The following is a 24,432-nucleotide window of genomic DNA, read 5'->3' on the forward strand; positions in this document are numbered from 1 at the left end:
TTGCAATGGATAAGAAAAGGGTTTTGGCTGTCGTGGGACCGACTGCCTCTGGAAAAACAAAGCTTGCTGTCGCGCTGGCAAAACGCTTTGACGGCGAGGTAATTTCGGCCGACAGCATGCAGATTTACCGAACGATGTCCATTGCAACCGCTAAGCCTACCGAAGAGGAGATGGAGGGCGTTCCGCATCATCTGATTGACTTTCTCGACCCATCCCAGCCGTTTTCCGTTTCAGATTATGTGAGATTGGCTCGGGAGAAGATTGACGAGATAACGGGCCGCGGCAAATTGCCGGTAATTGCCGGGGGAACAGGGCTTTATGTGGATTCCCTTTTAAACCATGTTTCCTTCTCTGAGCAGAGGGGAGATCTCGCGCTGAGGGAAGCCCTTTATGAAGAGGCCAAAAAGGACAACGGTGAGACCCTATACCGGTATCTCTGTGAGATTGACCCGGAGGCCGCAAAGGAAATACATCCCCACAATTATGTACGCCTGGTGCGTGCGGTGGAGGTTTACCGGCTGACCGGAAAAACGCTGACTCAGCAGAAAAAGGAAAGCCGGCTGGAGCCGCCTCCCTATCATTCCTGTATGGTCGGGCTTAATTTTCGCGACCGGCAGAAGCTCTATGATCGGATTAACCTGAGGGTAGACCGGATGCTGGAGGACGGCCTGGTGGACGAGGCGCAGGAGGTGCTGTCGGCGGCCGATTTGAAAACGGCGTATAACGCGATTGGCTATAAGGAGCTCAAGCCCTATTTTGCTGGGGAGCTGCCGCTGGCGGACTGTATCGACAAAATTAAGCAGGAATCCCGGCGTTATGCGAAAAGACAGCTAACCTGGTTTCGCAGAAATCCGCAAATATGCTGGTTTTTCCCTGATGAATTTGATACTTTTGATAATGTCATAAAAAATTCTCAAAAATATGTGGAAACTTTTTTCAATCTGTGATAGAATGAATTAAAATGATTACTGAGAGTATAATTTTTTGATTGAAAGGTGGTCTGGGCGGAGAAAAATATCTCTTCGCGGAAGAAATGAAAAACTTGAATTTACAGGATGTATTTTTAAATCAGGCCAGAAAAGAAAAAATCCCGGTTACGATCTTTTTGACGAATGGATTTCAGTTCCGCGGGATCGTAAAAGGGTTTGACAACTACATTGTAATTCTAGACTGTGACGGCCGCCAGAATCTGGTTTATAAGCATGCGATGTCCACAGTGATCCCGACCCGCCCGGTTTCCATGATGGATACCGATACAAACGACGAATAAAACGGAAGAGGTATTATGAACGCAAAATTAGGCAGGGCGCTTGCTGTCATATTGTCGCTGTTTGCCCTGATATATTTTGGCTATCAGATCTATCAGTTTTTTTATTCGCCTTATAAAACAGAGATCGCAGAAATGTATCAGTACACTGATCAGGTGGAGCTGGAAGGCGTAATGCTCAAGGATGAAGAACTGATTGAGGAAAATTATGACGGAATCATCCAGTATGAATTCCCCAACGCACAGAAGGTAGTAAAGGACGCAGCAATTGCGACTGTGTACCAGTCTGAGAGTGATCTTTCGCTGCATCTTCAGGCTCAGCGGCTGGATGAAAAGATTGCTGTTTTAAAGGAGCTTCAGGAATCCAATACGGTTTCCGGATCAGACCTTCAGAATATTCATTCGGCGGTGGAACGGGAACAGTCGAGTCTGCTTTACTCGATTCAGCGGGGGCAGTATTCCGACCTGTCCGGCACGTCCTCCGATTTTCTGAAGCAGCTTTTAAAGCAGGAAAAGGCGCTTAATCCAGAGCTTTCCTTTGAGGAGGAGCTGTCTTCGCTGGAGGAAGAACGCAAGGCGCTTGCCGCACCGGAGGGAACGGTCGTTAAAAGCCCGGTTTCCGGTTATTTTACCAGCCTGCTTGACGGGTATGAAGCGGTGATTACCAAGGATTCTTTGACCGAGCTCTCTGTAGATGGGGTAAAGGAGCTCTTGAACAATACAGAGCCAACCGAGCCGAAGGAGATCGTAGGCAAGATGATCGGTTCCACTGATTGGCGGTTTGCCGCTCTGATTGCTACCAAGGATCTCGAACAGCTCAGCGAGGGCAAAAAGGTGGATTTGATCTTTTCGGGAAACGAGACGAATAAAATTGAAGCCAAGGTAGAAAAAATCAATAAGAACCCGGATGAGGAAACCAGCGCGATTTTGCTCTCCAGCGGTATTATGAATGAGAAGATTATCGATCTGAGAAAAGAAAAGCCGGTGATCTTTTTCGGCAGCGGAAAGGGGCTGCGGGTCAGCCGCGACGCTGTCCGGATGAAGGATGGAAAAACCGGTGTTTACATCAATTCAGGCAGGGTTGTCCGGTTCCGCCAGATCGATATCGTTTATACAGCAGACGATTATGTAATCAGCAGGGTGTCTGATGATAAGGATTTTTTGCAGTTATATGATGAAGTAATTGTTGAAGGAAAAGATGGGTTATATGATGATATGCCAATGTAGTCCGGAGGATATCCGGGAAAATTTAAAGCGGATTCGCTATCAGGTAGGAGAAGCGGCCGTCAAGGCCGGGCGCAGATCTGAAGAGGTCAGAATTATGGCTGTGACCAAAACTGTCCCGCCGGAGCTTGTGAATGTGGCGATCTCCGAAGGGCTTGACCTCCTGGGAGAGAACCGGGTACAGGAATTTGAATCGAAACGGGACAAGTATGACCTTTCCCGTGCGGAGGTTCATTTTATCGGACATTTACAAACGAATAAGGTAAAGTATTTAACTGATTCTGTGTCGATGATCGAGTCGGTTTCTTCCGTCAGGCTTGCAGAGGAAATTGACCGAATTATGGGGAAAAACAGGAAGAAAATGGATATTTTGCTTGAAGTTAACATTGGGCAGGAGGAAAGTAAAAGCGGTTTTACGCCTGATGGACTGATGGAAGCGTTGGAAACGTTGTCTAATTTGCACAATATTTCTGTAAAAGGACTGATGTGTATACCACCAATCGGCGAATCTGAGCGGTATTTCTACAATATTAGTAAATTATTTGTTGACATCAAGGCTAAAAAATTAGATAATATAGATATGAGTTTGCTTTCAATGGGGATGTCTGCGGACTATGGGCAGGCAATCTTATATGGATCTAACATTGTCCGTATCGGTACGGCGTTGTTTGGAAAAAGAGATTATCAAAAATAAATTGCTGGAGGTTAAAAAACTTATGAGCATTGTAAATAAAATCAGAGATATTTTTGTTCCGCCGGAAGACGAAGAATTTGATGATGAAATGGATATTTTAAATTCCAGCGCTCCGGAACCGAAAAAGAATACGAATTACGATTATGAGGATACTACCGTGTCCTCCAAGAAAAATAAAGTGGTCAATATCCATGCTACAACGCAGCTTCAGGTTGTTTTGGTAAAGCCGGAACACTTTGAAGATGCCAGCAGCATTGCCGACCATCTCAACAACAAGCGCACCGTTGTGCTCAATCTGGAATCTGCCAGCAAGGAACTGGCGAGAAGGCTGGTTGACTTTTTAAGCGGCGTCGCGTATGCGAACAACGGCCAGATCAAAAGGGTTGCAAACAGTACCTTTATCATCACTCCGTACAATGTCGATATTATGGGCGACCTTTTGGATGAACTGGAAAACAGCGGCGTCTATTTTTAACTGATGGATCAGAAAAACGAAAAGGCGGACGAGTTCTTTCTTGCGAGGATACGTGATATGGCGGTATCCGTACAGGAAAAGAATTATCCGAGATATTCGCTGTTTCTGGACGAGCGGCAGCAGATGCTTGCAAAGCAGGCGCTGAATCAGTATCGTGACTGTCATTATTGCTTTGGCGGCGGGTATGAGGGTGCAAAACGGCAGATGCTGTGTGTATATCCGGATTACCTTGCTGAGGACAGTCTGGCGTTTCCATTCCGGTATCTCTATTTTACCTTCCGGAAAAGCGATGCGCTGACACATCGGGATTTTTTGGGTTCCCTGATGGCGCTGCGGCTCAAACGGGAGACAATTGGGGATATTGTAGTGGGCGAAGGAGAGGCCGCCGTAGTAGCGGGGGAAACCGCTGCAGAGTACATTCTGCAAAATATGCAGAAAATCGGCAGGGTAGGAGTTTCGGTTTCCGAGACAGACCACATTCCCTTGCGGGTAGAACAGCAATTTGCAGAGATTGCGGGGACGGTTGCTTCCCTGCGCATTGATTGTGTGGTAGGTTTAGCCACAAAACTGAGCAGGTCGAAAACCATGGATTTGGTTTCTGCCGGAAGAGTTCAGCTTAATTATGAGGAGGTTTCTTCTCCGTCTATTCTGCTGAAGCCGGAGGACATCATAACGGTTCGTGGTTTTGGCAAATATATTCTGGCAAAAGAGATTCGAGAGACAAAAAAAGGCAGATATCATATTTTATTGCAGAAGTATATATGAAGGGGGCACCATCGTATGAATATTAACGAGATTATGTCAAAAGAATTTGAAGCGGTTAGAAAAGGCTATGATCCGGATTCCGTCAAACGTTATCTTGGTGATATTGCTAGCTATATTCAAACTTTAGAGACTGATAAAGTTAATATGATGAAAAAGCTTGAAGTTTTAGCAAGGAAAGTCGAAGAGTACAAAAAGGATGAGGAAAGCCTGCAGGAAGCTTTGCTGGGCGCTCAGAAGCTGGCGAAAGCTACAGTTGCTGAGGCGCAGGAAAAAGCGGATAACATGGTCAAGGAAGCAGAAGAAAAATCTGAAAATATGACCGCTGCAGCAAAATTGGATTCTGAAAAAATGGTTTCGGAAGCGAAGGCATTTTCTCAGGAGCTGTTGACCAAAACCAAAGCGGAATCCGAGCGCATGATGGCTGATACAAAGGCTAATATCGAAAATACCCTGCGGACAAGCAGATATGAGATTGAAAAGGAACAGACCATTCTGCTGAGAACACAGCGCGAGGTTTCCAAATTCAAAAAAGAACTGCTTGATATCTACCGCAACCATATTGACCTGATCCAAAAGCTTCCGGATGATGAACCGGACAAAACGGAAGAAGGAAAAGAAGTAAGGGAACTGCAAAAAAATATCTACCAGCAGAAGGTAGAAGAGCAGAAGCTTGACAATCTGCCGGAGGATGTTACTGTCACTGCACAAACCATTGATTCTGCAACTGCAGCTCCTGTGGAAGAGGCTGCTCCAGTGGAAGCCGCAGCTCCGGAAGCAGCAGAGGCTCCTGCAGAGGAAACACCGGTAGAACAGTCAGAGCAGTATGTCAGCAAATTTGGCGAACTAAAATTTGGGAGCGAAAACTAAGCGCCGCCCAATGATATGATGCAAACGAGAACCTGCCGGCATTTTGCTGTCAGGTACTTGTTTGTTATATCAGCAAGTTAGATCATAAGGGGAGTTTTATTGAATGGCACAGGATTACAACAATACGCTAAATCTACCGCAGACTGAGTTTCCGATGCGGGGCAACCTGCCGAAACGGGAGCCGGATATGCTCAAGGGATGGGAAGAGGAAAAGCTTTATCAGAAGCTGATGCAGAAAAATGACGGGAAGCCGTTATATATCCTTCATGACGGACCGCCGTATGCAAATGGTAATATCCATATGGGTACTGCGATGAATAAGGTTCTCAAGGATTTTATTATCAAGTATAAAAATATGAGCGGCTTTAAGGCGCCTTATGTTCCGGGCTGGGATACCCATGGACTGCCGATTGAACTCAAGGCCCTGAAAAAGGATGGGGTAGATCCCGCCTCAATCTCGAAAATTGAACTGAGAAAAATCTGCAAGGAGTTTGCAACCTCTTTTATTGATTCCATGACGAATCAGTTTAAGCGTCTGGGCGTTATTGGGGACTTTGAGAATCCCTATATGACCCTGCGTCCGGAATTTGAGGCGAAGCAGATTGAAGTGTTCGGCGCGATGGCGAAACGGGACTTTATCTATAAAGGCCTGAAACCGGTCTACTGGTGCCCGGAATGCAATACCGCCCTAGCGGAAGCTGAAATCGAATACGCGGATGATCCCTGCCATTCTATTTATGTGAAATTCCAGGTTACAGACGATAAAGGCTTTTTCTCTAAGATGGAAATTGACCCGTCTCAGGTCTATTTCGTGATTTGGACTACCACTACTTGGACTCTGCCGGGCAATGTGGCGATCTGCCTGGGTCCGGAATATGAATACACCCTTGTGAAGGCCAACGGCGAATATTATGTCATGGCCAAAGAACTGGTTGCTTCCACAATGGAGGCGGCTAAGATTTCCGATTACGAGACAGAAGGTTCTTTCTTGGGAAAAGAACTTGAATATATGAAGGTAGCTCACCCGTTTATGAACCGGGAATCCCTGGTTATCTACGGCGACCATGTTACCCTGGAAAGCGGTACCGGATGCGTCCACACTGCGCCGGGTCATGGTGTTGAGGACTTTGAAGTCTGCAAGAATTACCCGGAAATCCCGATTGTCGTCCCGGTCGATTCGACGGGAACTCTGACGGAAGAAGCCGGCGAGTTTGCAGGTCTGAAAACGGATGACGCCAACAAGGCGATTGCGATGAAGCTGGATGAAATCGGCGCGCTTTTTGCTTTGCAGAAAATTAAGCACCAGTACCCGCACTGCTGGAGATGCAAACAGCCCGTCCTGTTCCGTGCAACAGAACAGTGGTTCTGCTCGGTTGACGGATTTAAAGAAGAAGCAATCCAGGCAATCCGTGATGTAGAATGGATTCCTGAATGGGGTGAAGGACGGATTGAAGGAATGGTGCGTGACCGCAGCGACTGGTGTATTTCCCGTCAGCGTTCCTGGGGTGTTCCGATCCCGATTGTCTATTGCAAAGACTGCGGCAAGATGATTGTCAATGATGAAACGATCAAGGCAATTTCCGATATGTTCCGGAAGGAAGGGGCAGATTCCTGGTTCATCAAGGATCCGAGCGAATTTATCCCGAAATCTGTGAAATGTGAATGCGGCTGCGGTGAGTTTACCAAAGAAACGGATATCATGGACGTCTGGTTTGACAGCGGCGTCAGCCATGCGGCTGTGCTGGCGGAACGGGATGATCTCAGATGGCCGGCTGACCTCTATCTGGAGGGCGCGGACCAATACCGCGGCTGGTTCCAGTCATCGCTGCTTACCTCCGTCGCATGGAAGGGCACGGCGCCTTATAAGGCGGTCTGCACCCACGGCTGGGTTGTAGACGGCGAAGGGAAGAAAATGTCCAAATCTCTTGGCAATGGCATTGAAGCGGATGAAATCATCCAGCAGTATGGCGCCGATATTCTAAGACTTTGGGTGGCTTCCTCCGATTACCACGCCGATATCAGGATTTCCAAGGAAATATTAAAGCAGTTGAGCGATACCTACCGCAAGATCAGGAATACCGCAAAATATATCATCGGAAATCTCTATGATTTTAATCCGGATACCGATATGGTTTCCTTGTCAGACCTTCAGGAGCTGGATCGCCTGGCATTAACCCGTCTGAATACCCTAATTGAGAAGGTAAAGGCTGGTTATGAAGCGCTTGATTTCCATGTGGTGTACCACGCGATCTATAATTTCTGTGTTGTTGACATGTCCAACTTCTATCTGGACATTATCAAGGATAGACTATACTGTGAGGCGCCGGACGGCGGGCTGCGCCGTTCTGCCCAGACCGCGATGTATCTGATCCTCGACTCTCTCACAAAGATTCTGGCTCCGATCCTGGCTTACACTTCTGACGAAATTTGGAAAGCAATGCCGCATTCCAAACAGGATGACGCGGAAAACGTCCTCTTTAATCAGATGAATGAACCGCTGGATGTGGAAGCCGATGAAGCGTTCCTGGCAAAATGGAATCGTATCTATAACGTCTGCGGTGATGTTCAGAAAGCATTGGAAGAGAAACGGGCAGAAAAGCTGGTTGGAAAACCGTTGGATGCAAAGGTCAGCCTTTACTGTGACGGAGAGCTTTATGATTTCCTCTCAACGGTACCGGAAGAATTGAAAATGGTGTTCATCTGTTCTCAGGTGGAAGTGCTCAAAGGTGACGGTGAATTCAAAGGCGAGACGGAAGGCCTTTCTGTAACTGTCAGCAAGGCAGAAGGCGAAAAATGCGAACGCTGCTGGAAGTTTGACGACAGCGTTGGCTCTGTTACCGGCCATCCGACCTTATGCGCACGCTGTGCCGGCGTTTTGGAAAAATAAACGATGTTAAAATTGCCGTTATCAGGAATGCTGCATAACGGCAATTTTCCTATTAAAAAGTAAGTCAAACGGGAGAAAATCAATGAATTTCATGAAAAAACATTTAAACTATGTAATCCTCGCCGTATCAGTGCTGATTATTGGGTTGGATCAGCTCTTTAAATATCTTGCCATTCAGTTTTTGTCTCCAATTGAAACCATGCCGTTAATCGACGGTGTTTTGAACCTGACCTACTGCGAAAATAAGGGAGCGGCGTTTGGCATTTTTGCCGGCCGCACCTTCCTTCTGGTTGGAGTGACAGGGGTTGTTTTACTGCTTTTGATTGTCCTGCTGATCCTGAATAAATTTTCATCGCCAGTCCTGATGTGGGCGGTCGGATTGATTATCGGCGGCGGGATCGGAAATTTGATTGACCGCATTTTCCGTACCTTTGTGGTGGATTATATCCATGTCAAATTTGTAAAATTTGCGATCTTTAATTTTGCGGATTGCTGTGTGGTGGTCGGGACAATCCTCTTTATTTTCTATTTTCTGTTCTTGGAAGGAAAACGGATCAAAAAACACGATCAAACCCAGGAAATCGATACATCTAAACAGAAAGAGGCATAATGGGACAGACAGAGTACGAATTTACAGAAGAATGGTCTGCCGGAGAGGAATGCGCCGGACAGCGTCTTGACCGCTTCTTGTCCGAATGTTATCCGGAGCGTACCCGCAGCTCTCTGCAAAAGCTGATTGAAACCGGAAATATTTTAGTCAACGGGAAAACTGCGGTAAAAAACTATAAGCTGAAACCAGACGATCGGCTGCTGGCGCAGTTTCCGTATCCTGCGGAGCTGAATCTCCTGCCGCAGGATATTCCTTTGGATATCGTTTACGAGGACGACGATCTTCTGGTCGTCAACAAGCCGAAGGGAATGGTTGTCCATCCTGCTCCCGGAAACTATGACGGGACGCTTGTCAATGCGCTGTTGGCACATTGCGGGGAGTCGCTGTCCGGAATCAACGGCGTGATTCGGCCGGGAATCGTCCATCGGATTGACAAGGATACATCCGGCCTTTTGATGGTCGCGAAGAATGACCAGACGCATCTTTCTCTGGCTGAGCAAATCCAGGAGCACAGCTTTCTGCGGGAATATCAGGCTGTAGTCTATCACGCGCCAAGGGAAGATTCCGGCGAGATTGACCTGCCGATTGGCAGAAGCCAGGCAGACCGGAAAAAGATGTGCGTTACCCAGAAAAACGCGAAGCCTGCCGTTACCTGGTTTGAGGTCATCGAACGGTACCGGGGCTTTTCTCATCTAAGATTCCGGCTGAAAACCGGACGCACTCATCAAATCCGGGTGCATCTGGCATATATTGGATGCCCGGTGGCGGGGGACCCGGTTTATGGGCCGAAAAAAGTGATCACGTCCCTGCACGGACAATGCCTGCACGCGAAAAAAATTGGGTTTGTACATCCTAAAACCGGCGAATGGATGGAATTTGACTCTCCGTTGCCTGATTATTTCCAGACCTTCCTTCGCGGCTTAACGAAATAATAAAAGGAGAAGAAAGATGGAATTACCGCTCTCTCACGTTCTGCTGATCACAGATATGGACGACACGCTGCTGCGTACAGACAAAAGCATCAGTGACAGGAATTTGCAGGCAATCCGGAAGCTCAGGCAGCTTGGCGGAGGCTTTACCATTGCGACAGGGCGCTCGGTGCCATCCTATCTTCCGTATCATGACCTAATTCTGCCGGATACGCCGGTAGTGCTGAATAACGGCGCGGTACTGTATGATCCTTATCGAGACGAAATTGTATGGAATTCCGTCCTGCCGGAGACAGCAAAGGGGTATGCGGCTGAAATTGCAAGGAAGTTCCCAGAGGTTGGAGTAGAAATCCTCCTGGGAAAAGAGATTTTTGTCACCCAGATGAGCAAGCAGATTCAGGATCATATGGAGCATGAACATCTGGTACATACAATCGCTCCGATTGAGGAGATTCCCGACCAATGGTATAAGGTGCTCTATGCAACCGAAAAAGAGCGGATGGAACCGCTCTGTGCATATCTAGATAGTCTAGAGCATACAGATGTCACCTATGTTACCTCCAGCCAGTATTATTGCGAAATGCTGCCACGCAACACCTCAAAGGGAGATGCCCTGAAAATTTTGACCCGGATGGAGCATTTGGAACAGAAAAAAATTTATGCGGTCGGAGATTATTACAACGACCTGCAGCTGTTGGAGGCGGCGGATGTCGGGGCGGCAGTCAAAAATGCGCCGGAGGATGTCCGAAACGCAGCTAACCTGGTTGTGGGTTCCAATGAAGAGGATGCAATTGCAGAAGTAATTGATTATATTATGGAGCACGAGCAATGAATAATCTTTACTTAAACCGCCGTGCCTATCAAAGGCGCAGGAATGATCGTCGGCGGAGACAGCTCCGCAGGCGGAGGAATATCGCGCTGCTTTTGTTGATTGCCTTGACGGCGCTTTTGATTTTTGGGATTATAAAATGCTCGCGCGGCACGCAGTATCCCAAGGGCGCGATCTGTATTGATCCCGGACATGGGGGAGACTATACCGGCGCCGTATATGAAGGACGGCAGGAAAAGGACGACACGCTTCGCATTTCTCTTGAGATACAAAAAATTCTGGAGAAACGCGGACAGAAGGTGCTGATGACCCGGGACAGCGATTCCAATATCGGGCTGAAAGAGCGAACGGATTTGGCTAATCAATACGAATCGATTGTTTTTGTTTCCATCCACCGGAACAGCGGTGCTGGAAAAGGGGTGGAAATCTGGGTAGAGCATACTGCTCCGGAACCGGATACCCAGCTTGCCAAAGCCATTCTCGCTAATTTAAACGACGTTGGAATTCAGGCAGACCGTGGTGTGAAATTCGGGTATCGGGAAAATAATTCGGACGCGGATTATTCGGTAAACCGGGAATCGGAAATGCCGAGCTGTCTGGTAGAATTGGGCTTTATGGAAAATGAGCTGGATAACCAGATGTTTGACGAGCATTTGAAAGAATATGCCGAAGCAATTGCAGACGGTATTATCGATACCTTTCACCTGGAAGAATAGAGAACGGATGACAAAGCCATGTCATCCGTTCTTTTACTTTTTCTCAATTGCCAGAATATAGGGAGGATGCTTTTTATTAATAAAATCATATTTGAGCACGTCAAATTTTTTTCCGTCTAAATTCCGGCAGAAGGCTTCCACTGAGAAGCTTTCTTCCTTTCCCTCCTCATGTCCCGGATAAAGGGTCAAAAGCAGCAAACCGCCTTTTTTCAGCGCTTCTACGGCCAGCTCCAGGGTTCTCAGGGTTGTTTCACTTTTGGTCGTAACCGATTTATCTCCTCCCGGCAGATATCCAAGATTAAAAATCCCGGCGTCGAACGGCGGTGTGATATAGTTTAAAAAGTGTTCGTGGCTGTCCAGGATCAGGCGGACGTTTTCAGCTTGATGCTGCTTTAAAAGCTTTTGGGTCGCATCCAGCGCCTGCTGCTGGATATCAAAGGCATATACGGCTGAATGGGTATGCTGCGCTAGAAAAAGGGTGTCATACCCGTTTCCCATTGTGAAGTCAAGATACAGGCCGTTGTCATGCAGATGTGGCCTTAAAAGCGTTTTGGAAAAATCAAGAATCCGTTCCATATGGTTCTGTTGCCTGATTCTGGCATCCTTTCTGAAAAGTGGATGGAGATTCCCATTTGAGTCCCTGCATGCTGTCCCGGCGCAGAAGCTCCTTGTCAATCTCATTCATTACTACAAATTTTTTCAGGCTCCATAACGGCCCGATTAGCTCGTCCTTCGCGCCGTCTCCGGTGATTCGCTGGATGACTGTTTCGGGATGAAACGCCTCCAACTGGTCGCAGATGATCTGCACATATTCAGGCAGGGTGAGCAAGGAAAAATCGCCGTCTGCATACTGTTTGGCGATTTGGGTGTTTTTTAAGACGTGAAGCAGATGCAGCTTGACGGCGTGCGGGCGAAGCGCGGCGACTGTCCTGGCGGAGCAGAGCATCATGTCCGGGGTTTCGCCCGGAAGTCCGTTAATCAAATGAACGCAGAGATTAATCCCCCTGCTTTGGAGCATGGTATAGCCGTTCAGGAAATCCCGGTAGGTGTGGCATCGGTTAATCCGCTCGCCCGTACTGTCAAATACGCTTTGCAGGCCCAATTCTACGATAAGATAGGTGCGTTTGGAAAGCTCCGCCAGGTAATCCGCTGTTTCGCGGCTGATGCAGTCCGCACGGGTGGCAATGCTTAGACCTACTACATCCGGAAAGCTCAATACCTCCTCAAAACAGCGCCGTAAGACAGGAAACGGGGCGTAGGTGTTGGTGTGTGCCTGGAAATAGGCGATATATTTTGCCTGCGGCCATTTGCGGAGAAGCTGATCCCGTACTGTTTCAAACTGCCGTGAAAGCGGCAGCGCGGGATTTCCGGCATAGTCGCCGCTTCCCGAAGAAGAACAATAGGTACAGCCGCCCAATCCCTTGCTGCCGTCGATATTCGGGCAGGTAAAACCGGCGTTGAGAGACACTTTGAAAACCTTGCAGCCAAATTGATGCCGCAGGTGATAGTTCCAGGTATGGTAGCGTTTATTGTCGTCAGAAAATAGAAATGGAGATTTCATAACAAACCTTTCGATTGACTCAGGATAATATAGTTATTATATCCTGATCTTGCAGGAATGGCAAGCGGCCTTTGCCATGAGACAAATAATTTACAGGATTGAAATTGATTATTTGAGAAATATTTTGTATAATATTTTATATAGATGAATAGAATGATTTTTAATCATAACAGCCCGATAGAAAGGTTTATGAGATATGATGATAGAAAAAGCGGCCGGCCGTTTGGAAGAAAAGAAAATTGAATATAAAACTAAGGTTCAGTTGAAAAACTATACGTCGTTTAAGATCGGCGGGCCGTGTGAAATCCTGATCCTTCCGCATACGGTGGAAGAGGCGGCGGAGTCTGTCCGGATTTGCAGGGAAGAAGGGCTTCCGGTTCTGTTTTTGGGGAATGGCTCCAATGTTCTGGTATCGGATCAGGGCTTTAGCGGCGCTGTTATCCTGTTTCATCATAATTTTTCTGATATATGGCTTTTGGATGAAACGACTGTATACGCACAGGCAGGCGCAAGCCTTGCGAGGCTCTGCACCTTCGCCCAGCAGAACGGGCTGACCGGGCTGGAATTCGCCTATGGAATCCCTGCTACAGTAGGCGGCGCTGCCTTTATGAATGCCGGCGCATATGGCGGGGAGATAAAGGATGTACTGCAATTTGCCGATTATCTGGATGAAAAAGGAAAACCTCAGCGGCGGGAAAACGCAGAACTTGATTTTTCCTATCGGCACAGCTTTTTTACTGGAAAACAGCTCCCGATTCTGGGTGCGGCCTTTTCCCTGAAAAAAGGAGACGCACAGCAAATCCGCGTTAATATGGATGAAATTTATGGCCGAAGAAAGGCAAAGCAGCCGTTGGAATTCCCAAGCGCCGGAAGCACCTTCAAACGGCCGGAGGGAGCTTATGCCGCAGCGCTGATCGAAGAATGCGGGCTGAAGGGAAGGACGGTCGGCGGCGCGCAGGTCAGCGAAAAGCACAGCGGATTTGTGATTAACCGTAAGGATGCGACCTGCCGGGACGTTCTGGATTTAATCAAAATTGTCCAGCAGACAGTAAAAGAAAAGACAGGATTTACATTGGAATGTGAAGTGAGGAAGATTGGCTTTGAGGCCGAAGAAGGGAAATAAACGATGGAAATGCTGATTATTACCGGGATGTCCGGCGCGGGAAAATCCCGGATGATCGATACCTTAGAGGATATCGGATTTTACTGTGTTGACAATATGCCGCCGATGCTGATCAGCAAGTTCGCGGATCTGGCTGTACAGAATCAGAGCAATATCAGCAAAATGGCGATAGTTGTCGATGGCAGAAGCGGTAAAATGTTTGAGGAATTTTATCAGGAGCTCGACCATCTTTCCGCACGCAATATTGAATTCCGCCTGCTTTTTCTTGACTGCGCTGATGATGTCCTGATGAACCGTTACAAGGAAACGAGAAGAAAGCATCCTCTGTTTGATGTGGAGCATCCCTCGATTGAAGAGGCGATCCAGAAGGAACGCCAGATGCTCCAGCCGGCTAGGGAACGGGCCGATTATATCATTGACACGACCCATCTTGCCCCGATTCAGCTTAAGGAGAAGGTGACGGGGATATTCCTGGACAATATCTCTACGGGAATGCTGATTAACTGCATGTCCTTCGGCTTTAAATACGGGCCTGCCAACGAAGCGGATCTGGTTTTTGACGTCCGATGCCTGCCAAACCCGTTTTACATCAAAGAGCTTAAGTACAAGACCGGAATTATGCCGGAGGTACAGGATTATGTGATGAGCTGGCAGCAGTCTCAGGAGCTGTTGAAAAAGCTCACCGATCTCATTGATTTTTTGATTCCGCTTTATATTGCGGAGGGAAAAAGCCAGCTTGTTATCGCAATGGGGTGTACCGGTGGAAAACACCGATCTGTCACCTTTGCGGAGATGATCTACCGTCATCTTCTTGACCAGAACCGGAAGGTGACCGTACATCACAGGGATATCAGTAAATAGGAAAGGATTGTGTCAGGGATGACCTTCTCACAGTCGGTGAAGCAGGAGCTCTGTAATGCGAAGCTTCACTGTCAGGAATGCGGCTTTGTATTTACATATGCGGCTATTCGGTTTGCGCCGGTAAAGGAGACAGGAGTTCTTTACCGCTCTGATTACCGGGAAACTATTGTTCTCCTTGCGGAAAAGCTGGTAGAGGAGACCGGCGTCATAGCTACGGTAACTGATCCGAACCTTACAGCGAGGGCAAAAAATAAGGTATTCCTCCTGACCTTGGAGGATCCGGAGGACCGGGCCGCTTTTGAAAGGCGTTATGGGATCCCGCTGGAGGAATGCCTGCAACGGCTTAAACGGGATTGCTGCAGGGCGGCGTTTCTGCGCGGGCTCTTTGTCTCCTGCGGGTCGGTGGTCGACCCATCCCGGGAATATCATTTGGAGCTGAAATTTCCGGATCGCGGACAGGCTGATCTGATCCGGAATCTTTATGCTGAATATGGATTTCCGTTCCATCAGACAAAGAGGAAGGGACAGGAAATTCTGTACTTAAAGGAGAGCGAGCATATCGAGGATCTCCTGACCTATATGGGCGCTGTAAAATCGGCCATGAGCATGATGGACGTTAAAATTGTAAAAGAGGTTCGCAACAATGTGAACCGGATCACAAACTGCGAGACCGCGAATATTCAGAAAACGGTGGCGGCTTCTGTCCGCCAGGTACAGGATATCGAGCTGATCCTAAAGGAAAAAGGGCTGGGATATCTCTCGGATGACCTGCAAAAGACGGCGGAGGCAAGACTTCAGTATCCGGAGCTATCGTTGGGGGAGCTCTGCGGCGTTTTAAACTGCGGGCTTTCTAAATCCGGGCTGAACCACCGTCTGAAAAAATTGTCCTCGATTGCGGAGGAGCTGAGACAGCAGAAATAAAGGAAAGGGAACGATTGTGAAAGAGTTTGCACATCTTCATGTCCATACGGAGTTCAGCCTCCTGGACGGCGCCTGCCGGATTAAAGAGCTGGCGAAATATGCGGCGCAGCTTGGGCAGAAAGCGATCGCAATTACAGACCACGGCAATATGTACGGCGTGGTCGATTTCTATAAAGCGTGCAAAGAAGCGGGGATCAAGCCGATTATTGGATGCGAGGTCTATGTGGCGCCGAGAAGTCGTTTTGACAAGGTACACAAGATCGACAGCTCGCCCTATCATCTGGTGCTTCTCTGCAAAAACCGAACGGGTTATCAAAACCTGATTAAACTGGTTTCAGAAGGGTATATTAATGGATTTTATAATAAGCCCAGAATCGACCATGAACTGCTGGAACGGTATCATGAAGGGCTGATCTGCCTTTCCGCCTGCCTGGCAGGGGAGCTGCCGCGGCAGATTTTGCAGGACGGATATGAAAAAGCGCTCGAAACGGCGCGGTTTTATCACTCAGTATTCGGGGACGACTATTATATTGAGATTCAGGATCATGGGATTCACAATCAGAAGCAGGTGATACCGCATCTGGCCCGGATTGCACAGGAGCTGGGAGCCGGGCTGGTTGCAACCAACGATACGCATTACCTCAAGAAAGAGGACGCCAAAACACAGGCAGTGCTGATGTGCATCCAAACCAATACCGTCTATGGGCAGAACCAGGCAATGGAATTTGAAACGGATGAATTTTACCTCAAATCCGGAGACGAGATGGCAGAGGTTTTTTCACTTTATCCCGAAGCGGTTGAAAATACTGTCAGGATTGCCGAGCAGTGCAATTTTGATTTTGAGTTTGGGATGACCAAGCTTCCTTATTTCAAAGCGCCGGACGGAAGGGAAAACCAGGAGTTTTTTGAATCTCTTTGCTGGGACGGCTTAAAACGGAACTATGGGGAAGCGCCTGACCCGATCCTTACGGAACGTTTGGAGTATGAGATCAGAGTGATTGCCCAGATGGGGTATATCGATTATTTTCTTATTGTCTATGATTTTATCCGGTATGCCAAGGAGCACGATATTCCGGTCGGGCCGGGGCGCGGCTCCGGAGCGGGCAGCCTTGCGGCTTATTGTATCGGGATTACCGGAATCGATCCAATCCGTCATGATCTGTTGTTTGAACGTTTCCTTAACCCGGAACGGGTCAGCATGCCTGACTTTGATATTGACTTCTGCATTGAAAAACGGCAGCAGGTCATTGACTATGTGATCTCCAAATACGGCTCCGACCATGTGGCGCAGATCATCACCTTTGGAACGATGGCGGCAAAACAGTCGGTGCGCGACGTCGGTCGGGCGACAGGGATGTCTTACCAGGCTGTCGACGTGATTGCAAAGATGATTCCGGCGCGGCTGAATATGACCATCGAGCGGGCACTCAAGGAGTCAAAGGAGCTGAAAAACGCCTATGATACCGACCCGCAGGCACATGAACTGATTGAGACCGCCATGAAGCTTGAGGGAATGCCGAGACACGCCTCAACCCACGCGGCGGGGGTTGTCATTACCAGGGAGCCTGCCGATACCTATGTCCCGCTCCAGAAAAACGACGACGTGGTCGTCACCCAGTTCCCGATGTTTACACTGGAAGAACTGGGGCTTTTGAAAATGGACTTTTTGGGCCTGCGGAACTTGACGGTGATCAAGGCATGCGAGACGGAAATCCAGAAGAGGGAACCCGGTTTCCGGGTGAACGGAATCCCGCTGGATGACCCGAAGGTATTTGAAATGCTGTCACAGGGGGATACGGACGGGGTGTTCCAGTTGGAATCCGGTGGTATCCGCCAGGTGCTGACCCAGATGAAGCCCCAGAACTTGGAGGATATCATTGCGGTCATCTCCCTTTACCGTCCGGGGCCGATGGAGTCTATCCCACGGTATATTGACAATAAAAATCATCCGGAGCATGTCACCTATCTGCATCCGTTGCTGCGCCCGATTCTGGACGTTACCTATGGGTGCATTGTCTATCAGGAGCAGGTGATGCAGATTTGCCGGAGCTTGGCTGGGTTTTCCTATGGCCGAGCAGATCTGGTGCGCCGCGCAATGGCAAAGAAAAAAGCGGACGTCATGGCGAAGGAACGGCAGAATTTCATTTATGGAAAGAAAAATGAGGATGGGACGGTAGAATGCGTAGGTGCTGTCAACAACGGGGTCAGCGAAGAGGCGGCGACTGAGATTTTCAATGAAATGTCAAGCTTTGCCTCGTATGCATTTAACAAATCCCACGCGGCCGCCTACGCCTATATCGCATATCAGACTGCCTATCTGAAAACCCACTATAAGCGGGAGTATATGGCGGCACTTTTGAGCAGCGTCCTGTCCAATACAGATAAGGTGAATGAATATATCAATTACTGCAAGTCAAACCATATCCGTGTTTCTCCGCCTGATGTCAATATCAGTGAGGCTGGCTTTACCGTCATCGGAGACGACATTAATTTCGGGCTGCTGGCAATTAAAAATCTGGGCAGGGGCGTGATTCAGAATATGATCGCGGAGCGGGAATTAAACGGCAGATTTACTTCGCTCTTTGACTTCTGCGAACGGATGTATGGGAAAGACCTGAACAAACGCGCGATTGAAAGCTTAATCCGTTCCGGCGCGCTTGATTCCTTTCCGCATAACCGGAAAGAGATGATGCGCTCCTATGAGGGAATTGTGGATCAGATTGACAGCAATAAGCGCCGGAATATAGAAGGGCAGATCAGCTTGTTTTCGGTAGTGGAGGACGCGCCTCCTGAATATGAGATTCCAAAGGCAGAGGAATATGCTGTATCCGAGCTGCTGGCGATGGAAAAGGAGACAGTCGGGCTCTATCTTTCCGGACATCCGCTCGACCAGGCAGGGAAGGTAAACATCCGGATGAAGGTGACGGACATCAGTTCCCTGATGCTGGAGGATGAGGAGGAAAAGCTTGCCCTTGACGGGAGAAGAATCAATCTTTTCGGCATTATTCAGCATAAAAAGGCGTTATCTACAAAAAATGGCGGGGTAATGGCCTTTCTGCAGTTTGAGGATAAAACCGGAAGCATGGAAGCCGTCGTATTTCCGAATGTCTACGCGCAGAATACTTCATTGCTAGCAGAGGGAAAAATCATCATGCTTAGCGGGAAGGTGTCTGTGAAGGAAGAGGAACGCCCGAAGCTGATCTGCGAAAAAGTATATTCGATTGGGGAACTGGCTTCCCGGCAGGGCGCCGCGCAGAAGACGCCGAAGCTCTATCTGAAGCTTTCGGGAAAAACTGATCCGAATATTGTGGATGTGAAGAGTATTTTGGCCCGTTTTCCGGGAACAGTAGAGGTGGTTTTCTATTTTGCAGATCAGAAATCTTACTTCCATGTAAAGGATTACAAAGCAGACGTGTCCGGGAATTTATTAAAAGAGCTAAAAAAGCGATTATCAGATGAAAGCGTTGTATATAAAACGTAAAAAGGCTGAAATAATCGTTGACAGTTTTACAAAATATGATAAAATGTTAACAGGAGAAAGATTAAAAAAAGAGAGGTCGCTTATTATGGATACAAAACAGAAAACAATTGGTGTATTGACCAGCGGCGGCGATGCACCTGGCATGAACGCAGCAGTCCGCGCCGTTGTCCGTTCAGCAGTGAAAAAGGGGATGCGTGTCATCGGGATTCAGCGTGGTTACAATGGCCTGATCCATGGTGAGATGATCGAGATGAATATGCGTTCTGTCTCGGATATTATTCATCGCGGCGGCACGGTTCTTTACACAGCAAGATGTGTTGAGTTTAAAGAATGGGAAGGTGTCCTGAGGGCAAAGAAAACCTGTGATGAGGTCGGGGTCGACGGAATTGTCGTTGTCGGTGGGGACGGTTCCTTCCGCGGCGCCGCGGATTTGTCGAAAGCTGGCGTGCCTTGCGTCGGCATTCCTGGAACCATTGACAACGATATCGCATGTACGGATTATACCATCGGCTATGATACAGCGATGAACACAGCGATGGAAATGGTGGATAAAATCCGCGATACCGCTCAGTCGCATGACCGCTGCAGTGTTGTAGAGGTGATGGGGCGCCGCGCGGGCTATATTGCGTTGAATACCGGGATTGCATGCGGTGCGACTTGTATTCTGGTTCCTGAGCTGGAAGTAAAGATGGATGAAGTAATTTCGAAAATCAAAGCGGCTCAGAAGCTCGGCAAACAGAATTTTATTGTTCTGGTTGCAGAGGGAATCGGCGGTTCTGCTGAAATTGCAAAGCAGATTGAGGCGGCGACCGGAATTGAAACCAGAGCGACTGTCCTCGGACATGTACAGCGCGGCGGTAATCCGACGGTGCGCGACAGAGTTGCAGCAAGCAGACTGGGTTATTATGCGGTAGAGCTGCTCGAAAAGGGAATCGGAAACCGTGTTGTCGGGATGCAGAATGGGGATATCGTTGACTTTGATATCCAGGAAGCACTGCATATGAAGAAAGAATTTCCGCTTGACCTGTATAAAATCGCGAACGAGATTTCGTTCTAATTCTGGGATAAAATGAAAAAATTGATAACAGGTATCCGATAAAAAATGGATACCTGTTATTTTTGTGATATGAAAATTTCGGAATTATTTCATAGAATTTGGGAAATAGATATGGTATAATAACGTTAAACGTGTCGTTTAGCGTCCATCAAAACGGCTCTCGGAACAAATTCCTTCGCGCCTTACGGTGCAGCCGTTTTGATTCCGGCAGCTTTTTGCTATCATAGTTTCAGTAATGTAGTGTTTTGGTTTTGCAGGAAAGATATAGATCGATTGGATTCAATCAATTCAGCAGGAGGAGTTTCAAAATGAGTGTGTTGCAGAGTGAAGAATTATATCCCGGAGTCCGTTTTCACGCGGTTTCCGATGAGCGGTTTAAGACAAACCAGATAGAAATCCATCTTGTTACAGCCCTTCGGGAGGAATCTGCGGCGAAAAATGCGTTGATTCCCAGCCTCCTTCGGAAAGGGTATGACAAATACCGGGATTTTACAAGGTTTAACAAGTATCTCAATCTTCTCTATGGCGCTTCTGTAGAATACGAGGTGGAGAAATTCGGGGATATGCAGATTCTGTCGCTTTCCATCCTGAGCATTGATGACCGTTTTGCGCTCGGCAAGGAGAATATAACAGAGCAGATCTCCACTGTTCTGTTCCAAATGCTGCTTCATCCGGTGACAGAGAACGGGATGTTTCTGCCCGCCGAGGTGGAAGTGGAAAAGCAGTCCCTAATTGATGAAATTGAAGCGGAAATTAATGATAAGCGGATGTTTGCGCTAAGAAGAACAACCCAGCTTCTTTGCGGAGGGGAGCCTTATGGATTGAGTGAGTACGGGACGGTAGAACAGGTCAAGGCGTTGGATGCAAAACAGGTAACGCGCGCCTATCACGAGCTACTGAGCACCGCACAGATGGAAATCCTGTTTGTGGGGAGCGGTGATTCAGAGAGCTGCAAAAGAATCGCGAAGGAACAGCTCCGTGTCCTGAGCCGTGGAAAGAATGACCTGCGCGAGGTCAAAACAGAAATTCATTCTCCGCTGGCAGAACCGATGGAACAGGTTGACCGGATGGAAGTGAGCCAGTCCAAAATGGTACTGGGCTTCTCTACCGGAATCCCATGCGACAGCGAACAGCTATATGCGCTGAGGCTGATGGTGGTGGTGCTGGGCGGCACGCCGATGTCAAAGCTGTTTGCCAATGTCCGGGAAAAACTGAGCCTTTGCTATTACTGCGCGGCGCGTATGGATCGGACAAAAGGGATTGTAAAGATTGATTCCGGTGTGGAAAATGAAAATATTGAGAAGGCAAAAACAGAAATCCTTCGTCAGATTGAAGAAATGCAGAACGGAAATATCACAGAGGAAGAACTGAACTATGCAAAGCTCAGTATGATAAACAGCTATCGTTCTGTGAATGATTCCAATGCTTCGATAGAATCCTATTATCTGGGGCAGATTCTTTGCGGAACCGCAAACACTCCGGAAGAAGAGGCAAAGAAAATTTGTGCGGTCACAAAAGAAGATGTGGTTTGGGCCGCAAACCAGCTAAGGTATGAAATCTGCTATCTCTTGACAGGAAAAGAAAACTAGGAAGAGGCTGACGACCAACATGAAAAAACGAATCGTACGAAATGAAAAATTACAGGAAAAGTATTATTATATTCAGCATCCATCCGGGCTGACGATCCTGCTGTACCCGATGTCCGACTACAGCTCCGCTTACGCCCTGTTTGGGACAAAGCTAGGGTCGATTGACACTGTATTCAAATCCGGGGATGATCCGGATTTTACCGAGGTTCCGGAAGGAGTCGCTCACTTCCTGGAGCATAAGCTTTTTGAGAGCGAGGACGGCGACGCGTTTACTCTCTTTGCCAAGACAGGCGCTTCCGCCAATGCGTTTACCTCCTTTGACCGGACCTGCTATCTGTTTAGCACGACCAATCAGTTCGCAGAATCTCTAAAAGCGCTGCTCACTTTTGTACAGTCCCCCTATTTTACCCAGGAGACGGTGGAAAAGGAGCAGGGAATTATCGGGCAGGAAATCAGGATGTACGAGGATAATCCCGGATGGAGGGTGTTCTTCAATCTGCTCGGCGCGCTGTACCAGAATCATCCGGTACAGGTTGATATTGCGGGAACGGTGGAAAGTATTTCAAAAATTGATGCGGATTTACTTTACAAATGTTACCATACCTTTTATAATTTAAATAATATGGTGCTGGCGATTGCCGGAAATTTCCCGGTTCATGTGGCGGAGCAGGTAATTGAAGAAAACCTGAAAGAGTCCAAACGGGTAAAGCTGGTGCAGAAAACGGCGGACGAGCCGATGGAGATTGAAAAGGCAGAAGTCGTTCAGCAGCTGAGCGTTGCGCAGCCCTTGTTTCAGATCGGTTATAAAGAGAGTCCCCTGAGCGGCTATGAATGGCTGAAGGCTCAGCTCGAAACCGAGATTCTGCTCGAAATGATCGCCGGGGAAAGCAGCCCGCTTTACCGGAGGCTTTATGACGAGGGGCTGATCAATCAGGAATTCGGCACCGAGGTGTTCAGCGGCCGGGGATATTTTGCCAATATTTTTGCCGGGGAATCCAAAGACCCGCGCAGGGTGGCGGAGGAGATTAAAAAAGAAATTGCCGGACTGCGGAAAAAAGGCTTGAGCGAGCAGGATTTTCTCTGCTGCAAAAAAGCGCTTTATGGAAGGATTGTCCGCGGCTTCAACAAGGTGGAAAATGTAGCGAATGGACTGGTAAGCTCTTACTTTGCGGGAGTTGATATTTATGACAATATCAAAGCGGCAGAGGGGATTACCTATAAGGATATAAAACAGCGCTTTTCCTGTTCGCTGGACGAGTCCAGAATGGCGCTGTCGATTGTAGAACCGCTGGCAGAATCAGTATAGTTTTCTTTCACAGCGTTAAGCTGTGTAAAAAATAAAAAGGAGGAAGTTTTGCCTGGCTCGAGTTCAGGCAAAACCATTGTGAGCAATGAACACAGTAGCATTTCCAAATCTAAATCTTGAATTTTCCATCAACCCCTTTATCTCGGTGTTTGGATTCAAAATCGCGTGGTATGCCATTATCATTGCGGTTGGTTTCATCATTGCTGCGGTATATGGCCTGAAAAGGATGAAAACCTTTGGGCTGGACGCGGACCGTGCAATTGACGTAATCCTGGCTGGTATGGTAGGCGGTATTATCGGGGCCCGGGTGTATTACGTCGTCTTTTCGTGGGAGAATTACAAGGATGACCTGCTTTCCATCTTTGCTATGAGAGAAGGCGGACTCGCCATTTACGGCGGCGTAATCGGAGCGGCTGTTTTTGGGATTATTATGTGCAAAATCCGCAATGTCAAAGTCCTGCCGATGCTGGATATTGCTTCGCTGGGCTTTTTGATCGGTCAGTGCATCGGGCGCTGGGGGAATTTTGTCAATGCAGAGGCTTATGGCGCGGAGGTTTCCGACGGATATCTGTTTGGCATGAGCGTGCCGAGTGCGAATACCCTGGTTCATCCATGTTTCCTTTATGAATCTGTTTGGTGCCTGATCGGGTTTATCCTGCTGCATCTCTATTCAAAACGCCGGAAATTCGACGGTGAAGTCGGCCTGATGTACCTGATGTGGTACGGCTTAGGCAGGATGTTCATTGAGGGTCTGCGGACAGACAGCCTTTATCTTGGAAACTTAAGGGTGTCCCAGATTCTTTCCGGTTTGCTTCTCATTACTTCGCTGATTGTATGGCTGGTAATCCGTTCCAGAATTAAACGCAACAATGACCCTGAGTATCTGAAGCTCTATGTAAAAACGGACGAGTCCAAAAAAGTCCTGGAGCTGGCAGAATTGAGAAATAAAGATCCTAAAGCCTACGCGGAACAGGAGAAAGAACGGAAGGCAGCGAAAAAGGCAGAAAAATTGGAGAAGAAGAAAGCAAAACAAGCGGCTAAGGAAGAGGAAGCAAAAATCAAAGCCGAATCCTCCGAACCGGCAGAAAAGGCGGACGATGGGGAAAAAACATCGTCTGAGGAAGCCGAAAAGGAAACGGAATCTAAAGCAGTGGATTCTTCTGAAGCTCCGGCTGACGAGACGGAGGACAACGGCGCGGCTACATATGACGATAAGGAGGAATAGGCTTTTCCCGTCCCTTGCCCTTCCCATGGAAGAAAGGGTTTTTTC

Annotated in this window: 22 protein-coding genes; 20 read left to right on the top strand and 2 right to left on the bottom strand. The window is 48.0% G+C overall.

The window, feature by feature from the left end; genetic code table 11:
• Positions 1 to 5 precede the first annotated feature (5 nt).
• From miaA to CZ360_RS11165, 12 genes are all read left to right on the top strand, one after another.
• Positions 6 to 947 carry a tRNA (adenosine(37)-N6)-dimethylallyltransferase MiaA gene (gene miaA, locus CZ360_RS11110; RefSeq protein WP_077534259.1) on the top strand — a complete coding sequence of 314 codons (942 nt, stop codon included), beginning with the start codon at positions 6 to 8 and terminating at the stop codon, positions 945 to 947.
• Positions 948 to 1,033: 86 nt separating this feature from the next.
• Positions 1,034 to 1,270 carry an RNA chaperone Hfq gene (gene hfq / locus CZ360_RS11115; protein WP_077534825.1) on the top strand — a complete coding sequence of 79 codons (237 nt, stop codon included), beginning with the start codon at positions 1,034 to 1,036 and terminating at the stop codon, positions 1,268 to 1,270.
• Between the two features lie 15 nt (positions 1,271 to 1,285).
• Positions 1,286 to 2,494 carry a biotin/lipoyl attachment domain-containing protein gene (locus tag CZ360_RS11120; RefSeq protein WP_077534260.1) on the top strand — a complete coding sequence of 403 codons (1,209 nt, stop codon included), beginning with the start codon at positions 1,286 to 1,288 and terminating at the stop codon, positions 2,492 to 2,494.
• A complete protein-coding gene (locus tag CZ360_RS11125; protein WP_143530231.1) occupies positions 2,475 to 3,185 on the top strand; it encodes a YggS family pyridoxal phosphate-dependent enzyme in 711 nt (236 codons plus the stop codon). The genes CZ360_RS11120 and CZ360_RS11125 overlap by 20 nt, the downstream gene beginning before the upstream one ends.
• 22 nt (positions 3,186 to 3,207) lie before the next feature.
• The gene (locus CZ360_RS11130) at positions 3,208 to 3,660 is read left to right on the top strand and encodes a cell division protein SepF (protein WP_077534827.1); all 453 of its coding nucleotides are present in this window, start codon (positions 3,208 to 3,210) and stop codon (positions 3,658 to 3,660) included.
• Between the two features lie 3 nt (positions 3,661 to 3,663).
• Positions 3,664 to 4,425 (top strand): YlmH family RNA-binding protein, encoded by a 762-nt coding sequence (locus tag CZ360_RS11135; RefSeq protein ID WP_143530232.1) that lies wholly within the window; start codon positions 3,664 to 3,666, stop codon positions 4,423 to 4,425.
• Between the two features lie 15 nt (positions 4,426 to 4,440).
• Positions 4,441 to 5,292 carry a DivIVA domain-containing protein gene (locus CZ360_RS11140; RefSeq protein ID WP_077534262.1) on the top strand — a complete coding sequence of 284 codons (852 nt, stop codon included), beginning with the start codon at positions 4,441 to 4,443 and terminating at the stop codon, positions 5,290 to 5,292.
• A gap of 103 nt (positions 5,293 to 5,395) precedes the next feature.
• Positions 5,396 to 8,179 carry an isoleucine--tRNA ligase gene (gene ileS, locus CZ360_RS11145; protein WP_077534263.1) on the top strand — a complete coding sequence of 928 codons (2,784 nt, stop codon included), beginning with the start codon at positions 5,396 to 5,398 and terminating at the stop codon, positions 8,177 to 8,179.
• A gap of 82 nt (positions 8,180 to 8,261) precedes the next feature.
• Complete coding sequence (lspA, locus tag CZ360_RS11150) at positions 8,262 to 8,789, top strand: signal peptidase II (RefSeq protein WP_077534264.1); 528 nt, start codon at positions 8,262 to 8,264, stop codon at positions 8,787 to 8,789.
• Complete coding sequence (locus CZ360_RS11155) at positions 8,789 to 9,721, top strand: RluA family pseudouridine synthase (protein WP_077534265.1); 933 nt, start codon at positions 8,789 to 8,791, stop codon at positions 9,719 to 9,721. Before lspA ends, CZ360_RS11155 begins: the two co-directional genes overlap by 1 nt.
• Before the next feature lie 16 nt (positions 9,722 to 9,737).
• Positions 9,738 to 10,550, top strand: coding sequence for a Cof-type HAD-IIB family hydrolase (locus tag CZ360_RS11160; protein WP_077534266.1), 813 nt, complete (start codon positions 9,738 to 9,740; stop codon positions 10,548 to 10,550).
• Complete coding sequence (locus tag CZ360_RS11165) at positions 10,547 to 11,263, top strand: N-acetylmuramoyl-L-alanine amidase family protein (protein WP_077534267.1); 717 nt, start codon at positions 10,547 to 10,549, stop codon at positions 11,261 to 11,263. The genes CZ360_RS11160 and CZ360_RS11165 overlap by 4 nt, the downstream gene beginning before the upstream one ends.
• Positions 11,264 to 11,296: 33 nt before the next feature.
• Here CZ360_RS11165 and CZ360_RS11170 read toward each other — a convergent pair whose 3' ends face one another.
• Together CZ360_RS11170 and CZ360_RS11175 are read right to left on the bottom strand one after the other, a co-directional pair.
• Positions 11,297 to 11,839 carry a tRNA 5-(aminomethyl)-2-thiouridylate-methyltransferase MnmM gene (locus tag CZ360_RS11170; RefSeq protein ID WP_077534268.1) on the bottom strand — a complete coding sequence of 181 codons (543 nt, stop codon included), beginning with the start codon at positions 11,837 to 11,839 and terminating at the stop codon, positions 11,297 to 11,299.
• Positions 11,823 to 12,824, bottom strand: coding sequence for a tRNA modification radical SAM protein MnmL/YtqA (locus CZ360_RS11175; protein WP_077534269.1), 1,002 nt, complete (start codon positions 12,822 to 12,824; stop codon positions 11,823 to 11,825). The genes CZ360_RS11170 and CZ360_RS11175 overlap by 17 nt, the downstream gene beginning before the upstream one ends.
• Positions 12,825 to 13,020: 196 nt before the next feature.
• Here CZ360_RS11175 and murB point away from each other — a divergent pair, with 196 nt between their 5' ends.
• The 8 genes from murB to lgt all read left to right on the top strand — a co-directional run bounded on the left by murB (position 13,021) and on the right by lgt (position 24,387).
• The gene (gene murB / locus CZ360_RS11180; protein ID WP_077534270.1) at positions 13,021 to 13,947 is read left to right on the top strand and encodes a UDP-N-acetylmuramate dehydrogenase; all 927 of its coding nucleotides are present in this window, start codon (positions 13,021 to 13,023) and stop codon (positions 13,945 to 13,947) included.
• A 3-nt stretch (positions 13,948 to 13,950) separates the two neighbouring features.
• On the top strand, positions 13,951 to 14,808 hold the full coding sequence (gene rapZ / locus CZ360_RS11185) for an RNase adapter RapZ (protein WP_077534271.1): 858 nt from the start codon (positions 13,951 to 13,953) through the stop codon (positions 14,806 to 14,808).
• An 18-nt stretch (positions 14,809 to 14,826) separates the two neighbouring features.
• Positions 14,827 to 15,729, top strand: coding sequence for a DNA-binding protein WhiA (whiA, locus tag CZ360_RS11190; protein ID WP_077534272.1), 903 nt, complete (start codon positions 14,827 to 14,829; stop codon positions 15,727 to 15,729).
• A gap of 16 nt (positions 15,730 to 15,745) precedes the next feature.
• Positions 15,746 to 19,210, top strand: coding sequence for a DNA polymerase III subunit alpha (locus CZ360_RS11195; RefSeq protein WP_077534273.1), 3,465 nt, complete (start codon positions 15,746 to 15,748; stop codon positions 19,208 to 19,210).
• Between the two features lie 85 nt (positions 19,211 to 19,295).
• Complete coding sequence (gene pfkA, locus CZ360_RS11200) at positions 19,296 to 20,267, top strand: 6-phosphofructokinase (protein ID WP_077534828.1); 972 nt, start codon at positions 19,296 to 19,298, stop codon at positions 20,265 to 20,267.
• Between the two features lie 308 nt (positions 20,268 to 20,575).
• The gene (gene yfmF, locus CZ360_RS11205; RefSeq protein WP_077534274.1) at positions 20,576 to 21,856 is read left to right on the top strand and encodes an EF-P 5-aminopentanol modification-associated protein YfmF; all 1,281 of its coding nucleotides are present in this window, start codon (positions 20,576 to 20,578) and stop codon (positions 21,854 to 21,856) included.
• 19 nt (positions 21,857 to 21,875) lie between these two features.
• Entirely contained in the window at positions 21,876 to 23,162 is a 1,287-nt protein-coding gene (gene yfmH / locus CZ360_RS11210) for an EF-P 5-aminopentanol modification-associated protein YfmH (RefSeq protein ID WP_077534275.1), read from the top strand.
• 85 nt (positions 23,163 to 23,247) lie between these two features.
• The gene (lgt, locus tag CZ360_RS11215) at positions 23,248 to 24,387 is read left to right on the top strand and encodes a prolipoprotein diacylglyceryl transferase (RefSeq protein ID WP_077534276.1); all 1,140 of its coding nucleotides are present in this window, start codon (positions 23,248 to 23,250) and stop codon (positions 24,385 to 24,387) included.
• The last annotated feature ends 45 nt before the right edge of the window (positions 24,388 to 24,432 follow it).

The sequence above is a fragment of the Massiliimalia massiliensis genome, assembly GCF_900155615.1.
GTDB lineage: Bacteria > Bacillota > Clostridia > Oscillospirales > Ruminococcaceae > Massiliimalia > Massiliimalia massiliensis.

Bases quoted from the DNA above. Each gene is read 5' to 3' on its own strand.
- miaA (WP_077534259.1), top strand. From the start codon at position 6: ATGGATAAGAAAAGGGTTTTGGCTGTCGTGGGACCGACTGCCTCTGGA.
- hfq (WP_077534825.1), top strand. From the start codon at position 1,034: ATGAAAAACTTGAATTTACAGGATGTATTTTTAAATCAGGCCAGAAAA.
- CZ360_RS11120 (WP_077534260.1), top strand. From the start codon at position 1,286: ATGAACGCAAAATTAGGCAGGGCGCTTGCTGTCATATTGTCGCTGTTT.
- CZ360_RS11125 (WP_143530231.1), top strand. From the start codon at position 2,475: ATGATGATATGCCAATGTAGTCCGGAGGATATCCGGGAAAATTTAAAG.
- CZ360_RS11130 (WP_077534827.1), top strand. From the start codon at position 3,208: ATGAGCATTGTAAATAAAATCAGAGATATTTTTGTTCCGCCGGAAGAC.
- CZ360_RS11135 (WP_143530232.1), top strand. From the start codon at position 3,664: ATGGATCAGAAAAACGAAAAGGCGGACGAGTTCTTTCTTGCGAGGATA.
- CZ360_RS11140 (WP_077534262.1), top strand. From the start codon at position 4,441: ATGAATATTAACGAGATTATGTCAAAAGAATTTGAAGCGGTTAGAAAA.
- ileS (WP_077534263.1), top strand. From the start codon at position 5,396: ATGGCACAGGATTACAACAATACGCTAAATCTACCGCAGACTGAGTTT.
- lspA (WP_077534264.1), top strand. From the start codon at position 8,262: ATGAATTTCATGAAAAAACATTTAAACTATGTAATCCTCGCCGTATCA.
- CZ360_RS11155 (WP_077534265.1), top strand. From the start codon at position 8,789: ATGGGACAGACAGAGTACGAATTTACAGAAGAATGGTCTGCCGGAGAG.
- CZ360_RS11160 (WP_077534266.1), top strand. From the start codon at position 9,738: ATGGAATTACCGCTCTCTCACGTTCTGCTGATCACAGATATGGACGAC.
- CZ360_RS11165 (WP_077534267.1), top strand. From the start codon at position 10,547: ATGAATAATCTTTACTTAAACCGCCGTGCCTATCAAAGGCGCAGGAAT.
- CZ360_RS11170 (WP_077534268.1), bottom strand. From the start codon at position 11,839: ATGGAACGGATTCTTGATTTTTCCAAAACGCTTTTAAGGCCACATCTG.
- CZ360_RS11175 (WP_077534269.1), bottom strand. From the start codon at position 12,824: ATGAAATCTCCATTTCTATTTTCTGACGACAATAAACGCTACCATACC.
- murB (WP_077534270.1), top strand. From the start codon at position 13,021: ATGATGATAGAAAAAGCGGCCGGCCGTTTGGAAGAAAAGAAAATTGAA.
- rapZ (WP_077534271.1), top strand. From the start codon at position 13,951: ATGGAAATGCTGATTATTACCGGGATGTCCGGCGCGGGAAAATCCCGG.
- whiA (WP_077534272.1), top strand. From the start codon at position 14,827: ATGACCTTCTCACAGTCGGTGAAGCAGGAGCTCTGTAATGCGAAGCTT.
- pfkA (WP_077534828.1), top strand. From the start codon at position 19,296: ATGGATACAAAACAGAAAACAATTGGTGTATTGACCAGCGGCGGCGAT.
- yfmF (WP_077534274.1), top strand. From the start codon at position 20,576: ATGAGTGTGTTGCAGAGTGAAGAATTATATCCCGGAGTCCGTTTTCAC.
- yfmH (WP_077534275.1), top strand. From the start codon at position 21,876: ATGAAAAAACGAATCGTACGAAATGAAAAATTACAGGAAAAGTATTAT.
- lgt (WP_077534276.1), top strand. From the start codon at position 23,248: ATGAACACAGTAGCATTTCCAAATCTAAATCTTGAATTTTCCATCAAC.